The sequence below is a fragment of the Pantoea phyllosphaerae genome, from assembly GCF_051025595.1.
Lineage (GTDB): Bacteria > Pseudomonadota > Gammaproteobacteria > Enterobacterales > Enterobacteriaceae > Pantoea.
The window spans coordinates 129,530-147,334 of sequence record NZ_JBPFDE010000005.1 but is presented as its reverse complement, the minus strand read 5'-3'; the positions used below and the strand labels follow the sequence as shown (position 1 = coordinate 147,334).

General features: G+C 59.3%; 14 protein-coding genes. 4 read left to right on the top strand and 10 right to left on the bottom strand.

Going from position 1 to position 17,805, the window contains the following annotated elements:
- Positions 1 to 16: 16 nt before the first annotated feature.
- Genes pqiC through rlmKL form a run of 5 tightly spaced genes read right to left on the bottom strand, consistent with a single transcriptional unit; the run spans position 17 to position 7,532 of the window.
- Complete coding sequence (gene pqiC / locus ACR6A7_RS09100) at positions 17 to 583, bottom strand: membrane integrity-associated transporter subunit PqiC (protein ID WP_434124566.1); 567 nt, start codon at positions 581 to 583, stop codon at positions 17 to 19.
- Positions 580 to 2,223, bottom strand: a complete 1,644-nt coding sequence (pqiB, locus tag ACR6A7_RS09095) for an intermembrane transport protein PqiB (RefSeq protein WP_434124564.1) — start codon at positions 2,221 to 2,223, stop codon at positions 580 to 582. Before pqiB ends, pqiC begins: the two co-directional genes overlap by 4 nt.
- Positions 2,210 to 3,478, bottom strand: a complete 1,269-nt coding sequence (gene pqiA / locus ACR6A7_RS09090) for a membrane integrity-associated transporter subunit PqiA (protein ID WP_434124562.1) — start codon at positions 3,476 to 3,478, stop codon at positions 2,210 to 2,212. The genes pqiB and pqiA overlap by 14 nt, the downstream gene beginning before the upstream one ends.
- Positions 3,479 to 3,494: 16 nt before the next feature.
- Complete coding sequence (locus ACR6A7_RS09085) at positions 3,495 to 5,411, bottom strand: ABC transporter ATP-binding protein (protein WP_434124561.1); 1,917 nt, start codon at positions 5,409 to 5,411, stop codon at positions 3,495 to 3,497.
- 6 nt (positions 5,412 to 5,417) lie between these two features.
- Positions 5,418 to 7,532 (bottom strand): bifunctional 23S rRNA (guanine(2069)-N(7))-methyltransferase RlmK/23S rRNA (guanine(2445)-N(2))-methyltransferase RlmL, encoded by a 2,115-nt coding sequence (gene rlmKL / locus ACR6A7_RS09080; RefSeq protein WP_434124559.1) that lies wholly within the window; start codon positions 7,530 to 7,532, stop codon positions 5,418 to 5,420.
- 176 nt (positions 7,533 to 7,708) lie between these two features.
- On the opposite strand from rlmKL, the gene ACR6A7_RS09075 reads away from it, so the two are divergent.
- Positions 7,709 to 8,818: a YcbX family protein gene (locus tag ACR6A7_RS09075; protein ID WP_434124557.1), complete on the top strand. Its 1,110-nt coding sequence runs from the start codon at positions 7,709 to 7,711 to the stop codon at positions 8,816 to 8,818.
- Between the two features lie 3 nt (positions 8,819 to 8,821).
- On the opposite strand, the gene ACR6A7_RS09070 is transcribed toward ACR6A7_RS09075, so the two are convergent.
- From ACR6A7_RS09070 to ACR6A7_RS09050, 5 genes are all read right to left on the bottom strand, one after another.
- On the bottom strand, positions 8,822 to 9,364 hold the full coding sequence (locus ACR6A7_RS09070) for a cell division protein ZapC (protein ID WP_434124556.1): 543 nt from the start codon (positions 9,362 to 9,364) through the stop codon (positions 8,822 to 8,824).
- A 153-nt stretch (positions 9,365 to 9,517) separates the two neighbouring features.
- Positions 9,518 to 10,528, bottom strand: coding sequence for a quinone-dependent dihydroorotate dehydrogenase (gene pyrD / locus ACR6A7_RS09065; protein WP_434124555.1), 1,011 nt, complete (start codon positions 10,526 to 10,528; stop codon positions 9,518 to 9,520).
- A 120-nt stretch (positions 10,529 to 10,648) separates the two neighbouring features.
- Positions 10,649 to 11,656 (bottom strand): glycosyltransferase family 2 protein, encoded by a 1,008-nt coding sequence (locus tag ACR6A7_RS09060; protein ID WP_434124553.1) that lies wholly within the window; start codon positions 11,654 to 11,656, stop codon positions 10,649 to 10,651.
- Positions 11,653 to 13,179 (bottom strand): lipopolysaccharide biosynthesis protein, encoded by a 1,527-nt coding sequence (locus tag ACR6A7_RS09055; protein ID WP_434124552.1) that lies wholly within the window; start codon positions 13,177 to 13,179, stop codon positions 11,653 to 11,655. Before ACR6A7_RS09055 ends, ACR6A7_RS09060 begins: the two co-directional genes overlap by 4 nt.
- 206 nt (positions 13,180 to 13,385) lie before the next feature.
- Positions 13,386 to 14,366 (bottom strand): glycosyltransferase family 2 protein, encoded by a 981-nt coding sequence (locus ACR6A7_RS09050; RefSeq protein ID WP_434124551.1) that lies wholly within the window; start codon positions 14,364 to 14,366, stop codon positions 13,386 to 13,388.
- Positions 14,367 to 15,129: 763 nt separating this feature from the next.
- Here ACR6A7_RS09050 and ssuE point away from each other — a divergent pair.
- Genes ssuE through ssuD form a run of 3 tightly spaced genes read left to right on the top strand, consistent with a single transcriptional unit; the run spans position 15,130 to position 17,799 of the window.
- Complete coding sequence (gene ssuE, locus ACR6A7_RS09045) at positions 15,130 to 15,681, top strand: NADPH-dependent FMN reductase (protein WP_434124549.1); 552 nt, start codon at positions 15,130 to 15,132, stop codon at positions 15,679 to 15,681.
- Between the two features lie 14 nt (positions 15,682 to 15,695).
- The gene (locus ACR6A7_RS09040; RefSeq protein ID WP_434124548.1) at positions 15,696 to 16,643 is read left to right on the top strand and encodes a sulfonate ABC transporter substrate-binding protein; all 948 of its coding nucleotides are present in this window, start codon (positions 15,696 to 15,698) and stop codon (positions 16,641 to 16,643) included.
- Between the two features lie 10 nt (positions 16,644 to 16,653).
- Positions 16,654 to 17,799 (top strand): FMNH2-dependent alkanesulfonate monooxygenase, encoded by a 1,146-nt coding sequence (ssuD, locus tag ACR6A7_RS09035; RefSeq protein WP_434124547.1) that lies wholly within the window; start codon positions 16,654 to 16,656, stop codon positions 17,797 to 17,799.
- The last annotated feature ends 6 nt before the right edge of the window (positions 17,800 to 17,805 follow it).

The window sequence follows — 17,805 nt, the reverse complement described above, 5'->3', positions numbered from 1 at the left end:
ACATCTTTAGCGAATTTTATTCTGTGGTTATCGCCGCATTGGCAATTTGCTGCGCAGTTTGCTGCCAGCCGATAGCCAGAGTGCGCACCAGCGCGTCATAGCCATCCTCGTTCTGCGGCAGCGCCACGTCGAATCCCTGCTTCACCACACGACCATTATGCTGCAGCACCCATTCGCCGCTCACCACGGCGCGTCCGTCATAGCGGCCCTGAAATCCGGTTACCGTCACGCTCAGCGTGTCATGCTTTTCGCCCAGCGGCGCAGCGGAAACCAGCCGGCCAGGCAGCGCCTTACTCAGGTTCGCCACCAGCGTTTGTTGAAGCTGCTGGTCCAGCGGGCTCGCCCAGAGATTATTGGCGGCAATAACGTACTTTACGTCGCTGGTCTGATAGACCAGGCCGTTGCCCGCCAGGTAATCAGGCACCGCCACCTGCTGAACCCACAGCGCTGGCGGCTGCGCTTCACCGCCGCTGCGAACCTGCATCGCCGCCGGCTTCGACGGCAGCTGGTAGTAGGTGTTATCGATGGTGCTGCTGCACGCGCTTAACAGCAGCGCGGCGCAAAAAACGGCTCCTTTTCTCACTGTTTCGCCCTCTTTGGCTGTGGATCCTGACCCGGTTTGGCCTCGAAGACCAGCGCGTTGCTCTTGGTATTAAGCGTTTTCAATACCGGCTGCAGTTCACGCAGCACCTGATCGAGTCGCTGCATATCGCCCACCAGCTTGTTATAGGCCGGGGAGCCAGGCTGCAGCCCCTTCATGCTGCGGTTCAGCTCGCGCAGCGTTTGCTGCATATCTTCCGGCAGCGTTTTCATCGCCGGGCTGGCGGTGATCTGATTGAGGTTTTTCAGCGTGCCCTGCATTTCACGCAGCGTGCGCTGGCTCTCTTTCAACGTACCGGTCGCCTCGGTCACCACATTGTTAAGCGGCAAGGCGTTGATCTTGTCGAGCGCCGCCACCAGTTTTTGCTGGATCTGGCTCAGGCCGCCGCTGGTGGTCGGAATGATCTCGTAGCCTGCAATTTTGTTCGGGCCTTTATAAGCCGGCACGTTATCGTAGAAGTCGAGATCGATATAGAGCGAGCCGGAGAGCAGGTTGCCGGTTTTCAGCGAAGCGCGCAGGCCACGTTTTTTGCCGTCCTGCAGATGTTGCTCCAGGTTGAAGTCCTGACCGAGTCTGGCGATAAAGCGATCGGGCTCAATGCGGATCAGCACCGGCACGCGATAGTCGTTATTCAACGCCTGATTCACCCCTTTGCTCATAAAGGGCACCTGCGCCACCGTACCCAGACGGATGCCGCGGAACTCAACCGGCGCACCCACCTGCAGGCCGCGAATCGAATCGGTGAAGAACATCAGGAAATCAACGTGATTAGTGTAGAGCGAATCCTGGATGCTGCGCTGATCGTCGAACAGATGATAGTCGGCGTTGTTCGCTGCCGCCTGGCCTAAATCCCAGCCGTCCGGCACGTCGAAACTGACGCCGCCGCTGAACAGCGTCGTCAGCGAGCCCATCTCGACGCGCATGCCGGATGCTGACATATCCACCGCGATGCCGCTGTCTTTCCAGAAACGTACATTGGTGGTCACCAGCCGATCGTAGGGCGCGGCGATAAACAGCTGGTAGGTCATCATGCGCTTATCGGTATCAAAGGTGCTGGTCTCCACGGTGCCGACGCGATAGCCGCGAAACAGCACCGGATCGCCGGCGTTGAGCTGCCCCGCTTTTTTGCTGTCGAGCGTAATGCGGATGCCTTTGGCGTCCGGCGGTGCCAGCGGCGGCGCGTCAAGCAGCTCATAGCGCTCTTTTGGCTCCTCTTTTTTACCCGGCTGCAGTTCGATATAGGCGCCGGAGAGCAGCGTATTCAGGCCAGTTACCCCCTCGCGGCCAATCTGCGGCTTCACCACCCAGAACACGCTGTCGCCGTGCAGCAGCTTTTCCATACCGGAGTTAAGCCGCGCGGTGATTTCAACGTGATGCAGGTCGTCGGTCAGCTCCGCTTTTTCCACCGTGCCGACCTCAACGCTGCGGCTTTTAATGGTGGTTTTCCCCGCTTCAATGCCTTCCGCGTTTTCCGTAATAAGGGTCACTTCCGGCCCGAGATGGCTGAAGTGGTAGAACAGGATCCATCCGCCGATCAACAGCGTCACGATGGGGACAATCCATACCGGCGACCAGCGTTTAATCTGGTCAACTTTGGCATGGCCGTGGTTATTTTCCGTCAAGGCGCGGCTCCTTTGTAGTGTGTTCCCGTACGCGATCCCAGGTCAGGCGCGGGTCAAACGTCATGGCGGCGATCATGGTCAGGATCACCACCAGCGCAAACAGCAGCGCACCCGTTGCGGGATAAACATTCATCAGCTGCCCCATGCGCACCAGCGCAGAGAGCACGGCGATAACAAACACGTCGATCATCGACCAGCGGCCGACAAATTCGACGATTTCATAAATCAGGTGCATTCTTTCGCTGTCGCGCTGGCCGCGCCCGCTGGCGTTCCAGCAGAGCCAGCCAATCGCCAGCATCTTCAGCGACGGCACCATGATGCTGGCGATAAAAATCACCAGCGCCACCGGATAAGATCCGTCGCTCCAGAGCAGGATCACGCCCGCCATAATATTAGACGGATAAGGCGTGCCGAGGGTTTCGGTCACCATAATCGGCAGCAGGTTGGCGGGAATATAGATCATCAGCGAAGTAAACAGCAGCGCCAGCGTCCACTGCAGGCTGTGTTTACGGCGCGGCGCGGCTATGACGCCGCAGCGTGGACAGTCAGGCTGGTCCGCGGCCAGAATTGCGGTGCAGCAGGGACAGGAGCGCATCCCCTGCTCCAGCCCGCTGACGCCCTTTTCCGGCGCATGCGGCAGCGGCGGCATCGGCGCGATCTGATCCCACAGCCAGCGTCGATCCACGCACTGAAAGGCGCGCAGCTGCAGCAGGCAGAACAGGCACCAGGGCCAGAAGCTGGTTTCCAGACCAATATCGCCGTAGGCCATCAGCTTGACGAAACTGACCAGCACCCCGGCCATAAAAATCTCCGCCATGCCCCAGTTGCGCAGCTGGAACAGGATGCGCGCCAGCCCCAGACGCAGGCTGACCGGCATCGGTATGCGGTTGACCAGCAGAATAATGGTCAGCATACAGAGCGCAGGGATCGCCTGAACGAATGCCAGAAACAGCGTGGCCAGACTGCTGTAATTCTCTGACACCATCACCTGCGGGATCTCCAGCAGCGAGATCTGGCTGCTGAGGCCCGCGACCTTCATGGTGATAAAGGGAAACAGGTTAGCCAGCAGCAGCATAAACAGCGCCGCCAGCGCGTAGCCGGTCGGCCGCTTGCGCGGCTCGGGCCAGTTGGCGGTCAGCACCGAATGGCAGCGCGGGCAGGAGGCGCGGCTACCCTGCGGCACCTCCGGCAGTTTCACCATTAAATCGCATTGTGGACAGAGCATCCACGCCTGGCTTTCAGCGGCTGAACACATCCCGACTCCCTTATGGTTACGCGCCGTTTTTAAGCGCTTCCAGCTCTTCCCAGCGAGCGAACGCCGTTTCCAGCTCCTGCTCGGTCTGCGCCAGCGCGTCCAGCACCGGTTGAGTCTGGTCATGCGGCTGGCTGAAGAAGTCAGGATGGCTCATTTTCGCCTGTAGCTCGCCAATGCGCGCCTCCAGCGACTCCAGCTTCTGCGGCAGCTGCTCCAGCTCTCGCGTCAGGTTATAGCTTAGCTTACCGCCGCTGCGTTTCGCGCCGTCAGCTTTTTCCGCCGCCGGTTTCGCCGCGGCGGCGGGCTTGTTTCCCTGGGCGCTTTTTTGCTGTTTGTAGGCGGCACGCTGCTGCTGCGCGTCGTGATAGCCGCCGACGAAGCTGCCGATTTCGCCGTTGCCTTCGAAAATCCAGCATTCGGTCACGGTGTTGTCGACGAACTGACGATCGTGGCTCACCAGCAGCACGGTGCCCTGATAGCCGTCGATCAGCTCTTCCAGCAGCTCCAGCGTTTCGACGTCGAGGTCGTTGGTCGGTTCATCGAGGATCATCAGGTTGCTGGGACGCAGGAAGAGGCGCGCCAGCAACAGGCGGTTGCGCTCGCCGCCGGAGAGCGCGCGCACCGGCGTCATGGCGCGTTTCGGATGGAACAGGAAGTCCTGCAGGTAGCCGAGCACATGGCGCGGCTTGCCGTTCACCATCACCTCTTGCTTGCCTTCCGCCAGGTTATCCATGACGGTGCGGTCGGGATCCAGCTCGGCGCGATGCTGGTCAAAATAGGCGACTTCCAGTTTGGTGCCGCTGTGCACGCGGCCGCTGTCGGCCTTCAGCTGCTGCAGCATCAGACGCAGCAGCGTGGTTTTGCCGCAGCCGTTCGGGCCGATGAGCGCGATCTTGTCGCCGCGCTGCACCTGCGCGGAGAAGTCATGCACCAGCGTCTTGCCGCCCACGCCGTAGTTGACATGCTCCAGCTCGAAAACGATTTTGCCCGAACGCGACGCTTCGCCCACCTGCATATTGGCTTTGCCCATCACTTCGCGGCGCTCGGAGCGTTCGCGACGCAGCGCTTTCAGCGCGCGCACGCGGCCCTCGTTACGGGTGCGGCGCGCCTTGATGCCCTGACGGATCCACACCTCTTCCTGCGCCAGCTTGCGGTCGAATTCGGCGTTCTGCATCTCTTCTACGCGCAGCGCCTCCTCTTTCCCTTCCAGGTAAAGATCGTAATTGCCCGGCCAGGAGACCAGCTTGCCGCGATCGAGGTCGACGATGCGCGTCGCCATATTGCGGATAAACGAACGGTCATGGGAAATAAAGACGATGCTGCCGCTGAAGGTCTTCAGGAAGGTTTCCAGCCAGTCGATGGTTTCAATATCGAGGTGGTTGGTCGGTTCATCCAGCAGCAGCACGCGCGGGTTACTCACCAGCGCGCGGCCCAGCGCCGCTTTGCGCAGCCAGCCGCCCGACAGCGACGACAGCTCGGTATCAGGCTCCAGGCCGATCTGCTGCAGCACATCGTTGATGCGGCTCTCCAGCTGCCACAAATTGTGGTGGTCGAGGATAGTCTGCAGGCGTCCCATCTCGTTGAGGTTTTTCTCGCTGGGATCGAGCATCACCGCATGGGAAATCGCGTGATAGGCTTTGAGGTGCTCGGCCTGCTCTTCCACACCCTCCGCCACAAAGTCATAGACAGAGCCGGTAATATTGCGCGGCGGATCCTGCTGCAGACGCGCCACCACCAGGTCCTGCTCAAAAATGATGCGGCCGTCATCCAGCGGCTGCTCCCCGTTGATGATCTTCATCAGGGTCGATTTGCCTGCGCCGTTACGGCCGACCAGACAGACACGCTCGTTCTCTTCGATATGCAGCTCGGTGTTGTCGAGCAGCGGCGCATCGCTGAATGAGAGGTAAGCGCCGTGAATACTGATTAATGACATCTGAACTTATTCCTTACCGGCGTGCGTAATCAGCCAGCAGTTGTGAATTTGACGGTTGCGGGCAAAATCCTGCGACAGGGTTTTCTGGGTAATGTCCTGCGCCTTCAGGCCCAGCGACGCCAGCCCTTCGAGATCCATTTTGAAGCCGCGCTTGTTGTTGGAGAACATGATGGTGCCGCCCGCGCGCAGCAGGCGCTTCAGGTTGCGCATCAGCATAATATGATCGCGCTGCACGTCGAAGTCCTCCTCCATGCGTTTGGAGTTGGAGAAGGTCGGCGGGTCGATAAAAATCAGATCGAACGTCTCGTCGCTCTCGCGCAGCCAGCTCAGGCAGTCAGCCTGCATCAGGCGATGCTGACGGCCGGTCAGGCCGTTCAGACGCAGGTTGCGCTCCGCCCACTCCAGATAGGTGCGCGACATGTCGACCGTGGTGGTGCTGCGCGCGCCGCCTAGCCCGGCGTGCACGCTGGCGCTGCCGGTATAGGAGAAGAGGTTGAGGAAATCTTTATCCTTGCTCATTCTGCCGAGCATATGGCGCGCGATGCGATGGTCCAGGAACAGCCCGGTGTCCAGGTAGTCGGTGAGGTTAACCAGCAGGCGCGCGTTGTACTCCTGCACCTCGAAGAAATCGCCCTTCTCGCCCAGTTTCTGATACTGATTCTTGCCTTTCTGCCGCTCGCGCGTTTTTAGCACCAGGCGGTTGGCGGGCAGCTCCAGCACGCTGAGCGTCGCGCCGATAACGTCGAACAGGCGCTGGCGCGCTTTCGCGGCGTCAATGGTCTTCGGCGGCGCGTACTCCTGCACCACCACCCATTCGCCGTAGCGATCCACCGCCACGTTGTACTCCGGCAGGTCGGCGTCATAGAGGCGATAGCAGGCAATACCTTCCTGACGCGCCCACTTCTCCAGTTTCTTCATGTTCTTACGCAGGCGGTTAGCGTAATCCTCGGCGATCTGCGCGCCGTTGGCGCTGCTGTTTTCCACCAGCTGATAGTTCTTCTGCACGCACTCAATCGGGCCGTTTTTCGCCTTGAACTGGCGCTCCGCGCGCAGCTGCAGGCAGCTCAGCAGCTCAGGCGACCCGCTGAAGAGCGACAGGGTCCAGCCGCCGAAGTGCTGTTTCATGATGCGGCCAAGCTGGCTGTGCAGCGCGATCAGCGCCGGCTCGCTCTCCAGACGTTCGCCGTAAGGCGGGTTGCTCAACACCGTGCCGCGCTGTTCGCCCGGCAGCGGGTTTTTCAGCTGCAGCACATCCTGACGCGCAAAGGTAAAGAGATCGGCGACGCCGGCGCGGCGGGCGTTAGCCTGTGCCCACTCCAGCACGCGGCCGTCGCTGTCGTAGCCGAAGAAGCGCGCCTGTGCGGCGGCGGTGCCCGCGCGCGCGCGCTGCTGCGCCTCGCTTTTCACTTCGCGCCACAGCGCATCGTTATGCTGACGCCAGTGGGTGAAGCCCCAGCGGCTGCGCAGCAGGCCCGGCGCGCGATCGCAGGCGATCAGCGCCGCTTCAATCAGCAGCGTGCCGGATCCGCACATGGGATCGAGCAGCGGCGTGGCGGGCTGCCAGCCAGAGCGCAGCACGATGGCCGCCGCCAGGTTCTCCTTGAGCGGCGCCTGACCGGTCTGCTGACGATAGCCGCGCTGATGCAGCGCCTCGCCGCTCAGATCCAGCGCGATGCTGGCGCGATCTTTATTCAGCCAGACGTTGATGCGGATATCGGGCTGTTCGCGATCCACATTGGGACGCGGCAGCTTCTGACGGGTAAAGGAGTCGACAATGGCGTCCTTGACCTTTAACGCGCCAAACTGGCTGTTGCGAATCGATTCGTTGGTGCCGCTGAAGTGCACCACGAAGGTATGCTGACTGCCGAACAGTTCGGTCCAGTCGATGCTCTGTACGCCGACATAGAGGTCGAGGTCGCTGTAGACGCCAAATTCGCCGAGCGGCAGCAAAATACGCGACGCCAGCCGGCTCCACAGCAGACTCTGATACATCGTACGGTCATCGGCTTCAAAGTGAACGCCTCCCTGTACCACCTGCAGATCCTGCGCGCCCAGCGCGTCCAGCTCACTTTTCAACAGCTCTTCGAGCCCACGCGCCGTACTGGCAAAGAGAGAATTCATATCGTCACTATTACTCTTGAGAAAATTGCTGCGCATTATACCCTAATTACGCCTCATTGTTGGAAAGCGACACGCACGCCTCTCACCCGGCCGATCACGAGGCTATAGCGTCCCGACGCCAGGTATCATAAAGTTAGCTTCTTTTGTCGCCTACGCCCGCTTATCTGGAGATCGCCATGCTCACGCTGTCCCGTCTGTTCATTCATCCGGTCAAATCGATGCGGGGTGTACACCTTTCTCATGCACAGGCGCTGGAGAGCGGACTGGCTTTCGACCGCATTTTTATGGTGACGGATCTGGACGGCACCTTTATTACCGCGCGGCAGTACCCGGAGATGGTGCGCTTTACCCCGGCGCTGCTGACCGACGGCCTCTCTCTGCAGGCACCTGACGGCAGCCAGGCGATGATCCGCTTCAGCGATTTCGCCGCGCAGGAGGCGCCGACGGAAGTCTGGGGCAACCATTTTACCGCGCGCATCGCTCCCGACGCCATCAACGCCTGGCTCAGCGCCTTTTTTCCGCGCCCGGTGCAGCTCCGCTGGGTGGGGCCGCAGCCGTCGCGCCGGGTAAAGCGTTTCAACGAGGTGCCGCTGGGGTTTGCCGACGGCTATCCATTTCTGCTGGTTAACAGCGCCTCGCTGCAGGATCTGCAGCAGCGCTGCCCGGCCAGCGTGCGCGCCGAACAGTTTCGCGCCAACCTCATCGTCAGCGGCGCGCCAGCCTGGGATGAAGACAGCTGGGCAACGGTGCAGATCGGCAGCGTGATCTTCGACGTACCCAAACCCTGCAGCCGCTGCGTCTTTACCACCGTCGGCACCGAAAGCGGCCGCAAGCATCCAGAGGGCGAGCCGTTAACCACCCTGCAGGGTTTCCGCAGCGCGCAGGACGGCAGCGGCGATATCGACTTTGGCCTTAATTTGATTGCGCGCGGCAGCGGCATCGTCCGCGCCGGGGATGAGGTACAGGTGCTGGCGCGCCATACGCCGCGCGCCTACGGGCCTGGCGCGGTAGTAGAGACGCTGAAGCCGCAGCCGCAAACGGCGGCGGCGGTCTCTGTTACCTGGCAGGGCGAGCGTTTTCAGGGCGATAACCAGCAGGTGCTGCTGGAGCAGTTAGAGCAGCAGGGTTTTAAAATCCCCTACTCCTGCCGGGCAGGCCTGTGCGGAAGTTGTAAAGTGACGCTGGTTGCGGGAGAGGTAAAAGCGCTGAAGAAGAGCGCCATTCGCGACGACGGCACGATTCTGAGCTGCAGCTGCATTCCCGCCGGCGATATTGAACTGGCGTAAGGATCAGACTGCGTAAGCGAAGCGCGGCGCGCTTTCCGCATGGTGCGGCAGCAGGCGATCGTTCATGATTTTGATGGCGTCGCCTAACACCATCTGCTTGCCCGCCAGCGTAAGCGCAGGCTGCGCCAGCAGGCAGAGCGTGGCGTTGCCGCCGCTTTCTACCGCCAGCAGCCGCGCCTGTTCGCCGTTTTCCGCCAGCGTCACCTCCACCATATCGCCCGCCTCCGGCTGCATCACGCAGGTCCAGGCGGTGAAATGCCAGCTTTTCGGCATCAGCGGCTTCAGAAAGCGGCTCGCCACCAGCGCGTTAAGCGTCAGCTCGGCGCGCTGATCAACGCTTAGCGAGCTCTGTCGGCAGCGTTCTTCGAAGGTGTAGTAGAGGGCGGCGTCGTCAACGCTGAATCCGGTCTGGGTGAAGGCGTCGGGGGTCAACATTTTGCGGGTATAGCGAGAGCGGAAAAGCATACCGTCAGCCAGGTCCAGCATCATCCGGTCATGGTCGGCGTCAAAATACCAGCGCCAGTTGTCATCAGGTTTGATTTTCATAATTTGCCTCGTCATTAACCGCCGCGTTTCTCTGCACAGACTCAGCGAAGCCCTGTTTGTGGGGAAAAAGCTGAAAATACGCACAACAGGAGAAAAATATAAACGAGCCGAAGTGAGAAATAAACCCCCCGGCGTCGTTTTATTAGAATTGTCTTAGAGATGGGTCACGATATCTTTTATTAATCCCGGCCCTTTATAAATAAAGCCGGAGTAAATCTGCACCAGCGCAGCGCCTGCAGCCATTTTTTCTCGCGCCGCGGTTAATGAATCGATGCCGCCAACGCCGATAATCGGCAGCGCGCCGTCCAGCTCCTGCGCCAGCCGTTTGATCACCGCCGTGCTGCGCGACTGCACTGGACGGCCGCTCAGGCCGCCTGATTCCGTGCTGTATTTCAGGCCGCTGACCAGCGAGCGGTCGAGCGTGGTATTGGTGGCGATTACGCCATCGATATTATGGCGCACCAGGCTGTCAGCAATTTGTATTAATTCTTCTTCAGAAAGATCGGGCGCAATTTTTACCGCGACCGGCACATATTTCAGATGCTGCTGCTCCAGCGCTTTCTGTTTAGCTTTAATCGACATCAGAAGATCGTCGAGCGCTTCGCCATATTGCAGCGTACGCAATCCCGGTGTATTTGGCGAGGAGATATTTATCGCGATATAGCCAGCATGCGCATAAACCTTCTCCATGCAGATGAGGTAATCCTCTTTGCCGTTTTCTACCGCCGTATCTTTATTTTTGCCGATATTAATCCCGAGAACACCTTTGAACCGCGCTTTTTTCACGTTCTCTACCAGGTGATCAACGCCGAGATTGTTAAAGCCCATGCGGTTGATAATACCCTCCGCCTCAACCAGTCGGAACATGCGCGGCTTATCGTTGCCTGCCTGAGCGCGCGGCGTAACGGTGCCGACTTCGACGAAGCCGAACCCCATCGCGCCGAAAGCGTCGATGCATTCCGCGTTTTTATCCAGTCCGGCCGCCAGCCCCAGCGCGTTGTCAAACCGTAAGCCCATGCAGGTCACCGGACGAGAAGGAAGACGCTGACGGATCAGCCCCTCCAGCGGCGTGCCGCTGATGAAACGCAGTTGCTGAAAAGTGAGTTCGTGAGCGCGCTCGGGGTCGAGCTTAAACAGCGCAGGTCGGACGATAGGATAAAGCATGCACTCTCCTGGAGGTCGGAAGCGATGAGTTGTCAGGGTGCACGGGAAAATGTGCGCCAGAATGGTAAAGGCCTCTGGCGCAAAAGTAAATTACTGACGGGACGAGATTATTGATCGCGATCAGCGCTTGCTGGCATAACGCGCCAGACGGCGACACGCCTGCAGCCCGCTGTAAATCGTCGGATAGTACCAGAGCAGTTTGAGACGTTTGCTTTCGCCCGTGACCTTGCGCACCAGCTGATCGATAGTGGTATGCCAGGAGGCGGGCACCGCAATATTGTTTTTGCGGATTTCGATCAGGCAGCCGTACATCACCGGCTGATAGTAGATATCCAGCAGCTTCTCTTCCGGCGGCATTCCCTGCTCGCGCAGGAAGCTTTCGCTGCTGCGGCGGGCGATATAGTAGTTCTCTACCCAGGAGAAGGTCGCCTTGCTCTGCGACAGCGAGGTCGGCATAAAGCGCTTGTTGTAGTAGCTTTTCCGCGTAAAGCCGATCTGCCGCGCCGACATATAGAGGGCGAACATATAGGGCGCGTCCTCATGGTTCTGGATCGGCAGGAACTGCACGCCGGTGCGCCTGATGAGGTCGCGCGAGAGAATGCTGCTCCAGAGTGTGCGATGCGCCGAGCGGTGCGGGATCATGCTGCGCAGCGTGTCGGCGCCGCCAGGCCAGACGCCGTCGACGTGGCGCTGATGGAACTGCTCATACTGGCGCTCGGCGACCGGCTTGTCGGTAAACATGCGCGCGCCGAAGCAGAACATCTCCATCTCGGGATGCTGCGCCAGCATACCGCGGAAGTCGGCGAAGAGATCTTTTGAGACAAAATCGTCGGCGTCCATAAAGTAGATAAAGTCGCCGGTGGCGATCTCCAGCCCTTTGGTGCGCGCCGCGCTGACGCCACCACGCTCGCCGCGCAGCAGCGTCAGCTGCGGATGACGGGCGGCCAGCGCCTCCAGCAGTGCGACGCTGTCATCGGTAGAGCCGTCGTCAATAACAATCACCTGCTCCGGCGGAGATGACTGACCCAGCAGCGAATCGATCGCTTCCGGCAGCCAGGGCGCGCAGTTCCAGTTCGGCACGATAACAGAGATCGTCGCTGCGCGGCTGTCAGGGTTCCGTGTGCTCATTCTCGCTCCTCAATAGTAAAATCTTTGGCTCGGGCAGGCAGCAGACGCTTAATCACCAGGCTGTGCAGCAGACAGCAGGCTGAGAGGTTAACCAGGCCGATCAGGCCCAGCCAGAGCAGGTTAAGCCAGCGGTTCTGATTCCACTCAATCGGCAGGAAGGTGCAGAGCCAGGCGATTAGCCCCGCCACCGCCCAGATCAGCAGTACATCGCGCGTCAGCCAGGTAAAGTGAATGCCCGGCGCGAAACGGCGGTGCACCAGCCATGCCCAGCCAGCCAGATAGAAGACATTCTGCCCCAGCCATAGCCAGCCGGTACCCTCCGCGCCATAGTGAATCGCAGCCCAGATGTTGAGCGGAACCAGAATCACGGCGAAGCAGGAGAAGCCCTTCAGATGCAGCTTGAGGTTACCGTTGACGTACTGCAGATGGTAAAGCAGGCCGCAAATCGCCTGCACGCCGCTGCCCAGCGCGTAGAGGCTGAGCACGAACGACATATCCGTCACCACCTGCATCTTCTGCGTCCAGGCCCAGAGCAGCGGCGTGGCGAACATCGCGATAGTAATGCTGAGCGGCGCCATAAAAATAGCTACCGCCTGAGTGGTGTAGCGATAAAGCGTCAGGGATTCGGCATCGCCCTCTTTGCGCGTTTTAATGCCGGTCATGCGCGGCACAATCGCCTGCATAATCGGGCTGCTGAGCAGGATAATACCGGTCGCCGCGGTGGCGACAACGGTAAAGGAGCCGTAGGCGCTCAGCGGCAGGGTTTTTGACAGCACCAGACGATCGATTTGCGAAATAAAGGTCCAGATAGCGCTGGCGAACGCTGCGCTCAGGGCAAAACGAATAAAGGGCTTTAATACCGTCTTTAAATTCTCGTGCTTCTGTTTACGCGCGGCGGCAGGCACCAGCTGATAGGATTTGGCAATCAGGCAGATCGCTTCCGCAATGGATACTGCCAGCTGCCAGATAAAGAAGCTCAGCACCGGATTGGAGAAGAGCTGAATGATCAGCACCGCGCCAAAGGTGCGCAGCGTGACGATGACCAGGTTGACGCCGTTGAGCCAGACCTGATGCTCAAAGCCGACAATCACGCTGCGATAGGGGCTGGTACGCCAGCGAATAGCCGCCGTAATCACCATGATCGCGACGGCGAGCGTCACGTCCGCCGAAGGCAGATGACGCGCGTCGAGCCAGTTATGGGCGATCCATGGCGTCGCCAGCCAGCCAATGACCACCAGAATGACCGTGGAGACAAGAAAGAATTTCGACAGCGCAGAGAAGAGCGCCGGGAACCAGATAAACTCCGCCTGATTAGCGCGATAGCGCGCCGCTTCGCGCATTAGCGTGGTCGACACACCGGCGTCGAGCAGCTGGAGCCAGGTTAACAGAATCGAGAAAAACCCCACCAGCCCGTAAGCTTCCATCCCGAGATGTTGAATATAGAGCGGCACGACCAGAATGCCTGACAGCGTCAGGTAAATCTGACCGACATAATTGGCGATCGCGTTGCGTTTAATTGACATAAGTATGATTGTATCTGGGCAGTTTTCTCGGAAGTCACAAGCGTGGCACACATCATCAGAGCTGCCTACCAGACATAGTCTTAAATTTATCTCTGGCGCTGCGCGCCAGATTTAATCTGACCTGCCGCGGGAGAAGTCAGAGGGTGAAATAATATTTATCCGCGGAAAATCGTCCGGTAAGCAGGCATTCCGCTGCGAGCAAAAAGTTAGGCGGCTTTTTTCAGCTCTTTTGTAACTTTATATTTTTGCAGCAGGATAAACATGCGCGGACGGTTAATAAGCAGCCACTCTTTCGCGTTGACCGGCTTAAATTTGCCGCCCATAAAGCGAATCGCATTAATGACATATTCCGGCACCGGCGTACCGTTATAGAGCGACAAATAAATCATCAGGCGGAAGGAGTGCATTAAATAGGCTTTCTCCAGCTGCGCCTTCAGCGGCGAATGATCTAAATTATGCTTGAGTATGCCGTAGGTCTGCATAAAGGCGTTATAACGCTGCAGAAAATAGTCATCGTTTTTACGGCTGTTGGTAAGCGAGCCGCTGCGTACGCGCTGACGATAGTAAACGTGCTGGCTGACCCACGCCTGCGTGGCGTGAACAAATACCGACAGCGTAAATTTATGATCTTCATGCACCCGGTCGACAAAACGCAGGTTGTGCTGCGTAATAAGGCTTCGTTTCACCGCATAGTTCCAGGCGGCGGAGGTATAGGAGCCGTTATTCAGCAGGCGCGACAGAACCTGCTGCGGCGACTGCAGGCCAAATTGCTCGTGACGCACTTTAGGACGGGTCTGATTTTCCCGGCCCTCTTCGAACATCTGCGAATTAAAGCAAAAGAGGTCGATCTCCGGATGCGCAGCGGTAACCTGCTGCAGCTCAGCAACGAAGCCTTGCGGCACGATATCGTCCGGGTCGCAGAAGAAGACAAACTCACCCTGCGCGGCGTCGATGCCGGTATCGCGCGCTTTACCCGCGCCGCCGTTGGGCGTGGTGATCACGCGAACCTGCGGCTGGTGGCCATATTTCTGCTCCACCAGCGCGAGAGTGCCGTCGGTCGAGCTGTCGTTAACAATGATAATTTCTGTCGGTGCGTCAACCTGACGCAACAAGGAGTCGACACATTCGACTATATATTTCTCCACGTTATACGTGGGAATAATGACTGACAGCAGCGTCTTTGCCATACATCTTTCTCTGATTCAATTAAAAGAAAAGGCACGAGCGTTACACAAATATTAAAGTTGTGTTAAAGCATGGCGCAGAAAAAATTAAACGAGACGTCAGCAGCGCGTCTCACATGGTGGGATAGTATAAGCAGAAGCTTTTTTCTATTAACAGGGCCAGCGTTTTATTCAGCGCCGTGCTCAGCGCGTAATCTATCACACCAGATAAAGTATCAGAGGCAAAGTGTGGCTTTTGCTTAACATCGTGTAACTTTTCTGGCTAAAGCGTCAGCGTTTTTAGCGGAAACAAAGGTCACAAAGCGTTTCAGTCTGACAGCTTTATTATCACTTAACGGAAATGACGTTTCCGCAGGAGGTGTTATCGGCATGGCGATATTCCGATAATAATACCTGGAACTCTACGACTGATGCGGCTTGACTGGCGCTCCCGCCTTTATAGCGCCGCAAAAGGGCTGCAGAAAACAGCCAGGCGCTGTATCAGACCCGATCATTTAGCCCGCGCCAGGTAATTTGCAGATACTTTTACTGCTATTTGTTAAGTCGGCATAAACAATGCCTCTGGATCTGCGCCAGCCTTTTAGGATTATTCGGAACGCACCCTGCCGCTTCCGGCATGGCTTTCATTAATAACGCTGCGCGTTTTGCGCTTTTCGCCTTTAGATTGCCGGATAAATCATTTAAGCCCTCTCCCCCGCTCTGTCAGGATGTGAACATCAGTTCTCAACGATAGCTAATCAATAACTTTCAGTTATAAGGAGTAACGATGCGAGTTATTACGCTAGCTGGCAGCCCGCGTTTTCCGTCACGATCCACTTCGCTGCTTACCCTGTGCCAGCGCGCGCTGGAAGCGCGCGGCGTTGAGGTCATCCCCTGGCATATCCAGAACTTTCAGCCAGACGATCTCATTAACGCGCGCTTTGATGCCCCAGCGCTGCTGGCGCTGCGCGAAGATTTGGTCGCCGCCGACGGCGTGATCGTCGCCACGCCGGTCTATAAGGCCTCTTTCTCCGGCGCGCTGAAAACGCTGCTCGATCTGCTGCCCGAACGCGCCCTGGAGCACAAAGTGGTGCTGCCGCTGGCCAGCGGCGGCAGCGTAGCCCATATGCTTGCGGTCGACTACGCCCTGAAGCCGGTACTCAACGCGCTAAAGGCGCAGGAGATCCTGCACGGCGTGTTTGCCGAAGATCACCAGATTACCCACTACGATCGCCAGCCCGAACTGCAGGCGGCGCTGGCGCGCCGGCTGAATGAGGCGGTCGAGGCGTTCTGGCTGGCGCTGACCCGCCATCACAACCCTCTGGCTCAGGCTGTTTAAAGGAAAAAAACGATATGAAGAGTATCACCGGCTGGCTATTTGCCGCCCTCGCGGTACTGAGTTTGCAAACACAGGCGGCGGACGCGCCCGCGCAGATTCGCATCGGCTATCAGAAAGGGTCCGTCAGCATGGTGCTGGCGAAATCGCACCGACTGCTGGAGCAGCGCTTCCCCGACACCAAAATTCAGTGGATCGAATTTCCCGCCGGTCCGCAGATGCTGGAGGCGCTAAACGTCGACAGTATCGACCTTGGCAGCACCGGTGATATACCGCCGCTGTTCGCTCAGGCGGCGGGCGCCGACCTGCTTTACGTCGGCTCAGAGCCGCCTAAGCCGCAGGCTGAAGTCATTCTGGTGGCGAAGAACAGCCCGCTGAAAAGCGTCGCCGATCTGAAAGGCAAGAAAGTCGCCTTTCAGAAAGGCTCCAGCTCGCACAATCTGCTGCTACGCGCCCTGCAGCGTGAAGGGCTCAGCTTTAAGGATATTCAGCCAGTCTATCTGACGCCCGCTGACGCGCGCGCCGCCTTCCAGCAGGGCGACGTGGACGCCTGGGCTATCTGGGATCCCTACTATTCCGCCGCGCTGCAGCAGGGCAACGTGCGCGTGCTGGCCGACGGCAGCCAGCTCAATCTCACCGGCTCTTTCTACCTGGCGACGCGCAAGTTCGCCGAGCATAACGGCGCCTTCGTTCAGCAGGTGCTCGATACCTTTAGCCAGGCGGATGCGCTGACGCTCAGCCAGCGCGATCGGAGCATTGATCTGCTCGCCGCCGCGATGGGCCTGCCGAAGCCGGTTATCGCCAGCTACCTCGACCACCGGCCGCCGACACGCATTTCGCCGGTCAGCGCGCAAACCGCCGCGGCGCAGCAGCACACCGCCGATCTCTTCTATTCCAGCCACCTGATGCCGGTCAAACTGACGATCGCCGATCGCATCTGGCATCCCAGCGCCCAACTTCAGTAAGGAGCGAATAATGCGCTTATCTGTATTCTGGTTTCTTCCGACGCACGGCGACGGACACTATCTCGGCACCTCGGAAGGGGCGCGGCCGGTCGACCATGGCTACCTGCAGCAGATCGCGCAGGCCGCGGACCGCCTGGGTTTCGGCGGCGTGCTTATCCCGACCGGCCGTTCGTGCGAAGACGCCTGGCTGGTGGCCGCCTCGCTGATCCCGGTCACGCAGCGCCTGCGTTTTTTGGTGGCGCTGCGCCCCGGCGTGATTTCGCCGACCCAGGCGGCGCGCCAGGCCGCCACGCTCGATCGCCTCTCTAACGGCCGCGCGCTGTTTAATCTGGTGACCGGCGGCGATCCCGAAGAGCTGGCGGGCGACGGCGTATTTCTCGATCACCATGAGCGCTATGTCGAGTCGGCGGAGTTTACCCGCGTCTGGCGCCGCGTGCTGGAGGGCGAAACGGTCGATTATGCGGGCAAATATGTCAAGGTGCGCGGCGCGCGCCTGCTGTTCGACCCGGTGCAGCAGCCGCGTCCGCCGCTCTGGTTCGGCGGCTCATCCGAACCGGCGCAGGATCTGGCCGCCGAGCAGGTCGACGTCTACCTTACCTGGGGCGAACCGCCGGCGCTGGTGAAAGAGAAGATTGAACAGGTGCGTGCCAAAGCGGCGGCGCTGGGACGCAAGGTGCGCTTCGGCATTCGTCTGCACGTCATCGTGCGCGAAACCAACGATGAGGCCTGGCGCGCCGCCGATCGTCTGATTGCCCATCTGGACGACGACACCATCGCGAAGGCGCAGGCTGCATTCGCCCGCACCGACTCGGTAGGCCAGCAGCGCATGGCGGCGCTGCACAGCGGACGCCGCGACCAGCTGGAAATCAGCCCGAACCTGTGGGCGGGCGTCGGTCTGGTGCGCGGCGGCGCCGGCACCGCGCTGGTCGGCGACGGTCCAACCGTCGCCGCACGCATGCAGGAGTACGCCGACCTCGGCATCGAGACCTTTATTCTTTCCGGCTATCCGCACCTGGAAGAGGCGTATCGCGTCGGCGAGCTGCTCTTCCCGCATCTTGACCTGGAGGTGCCGCCGATCCCGCAACCGCGCGACGTGCAGGCGTTCGGCGAAACCGTCGCCAACGATTTCCGTCCGCAAAAAGTGTCGCAGAGCTGAGGGAGA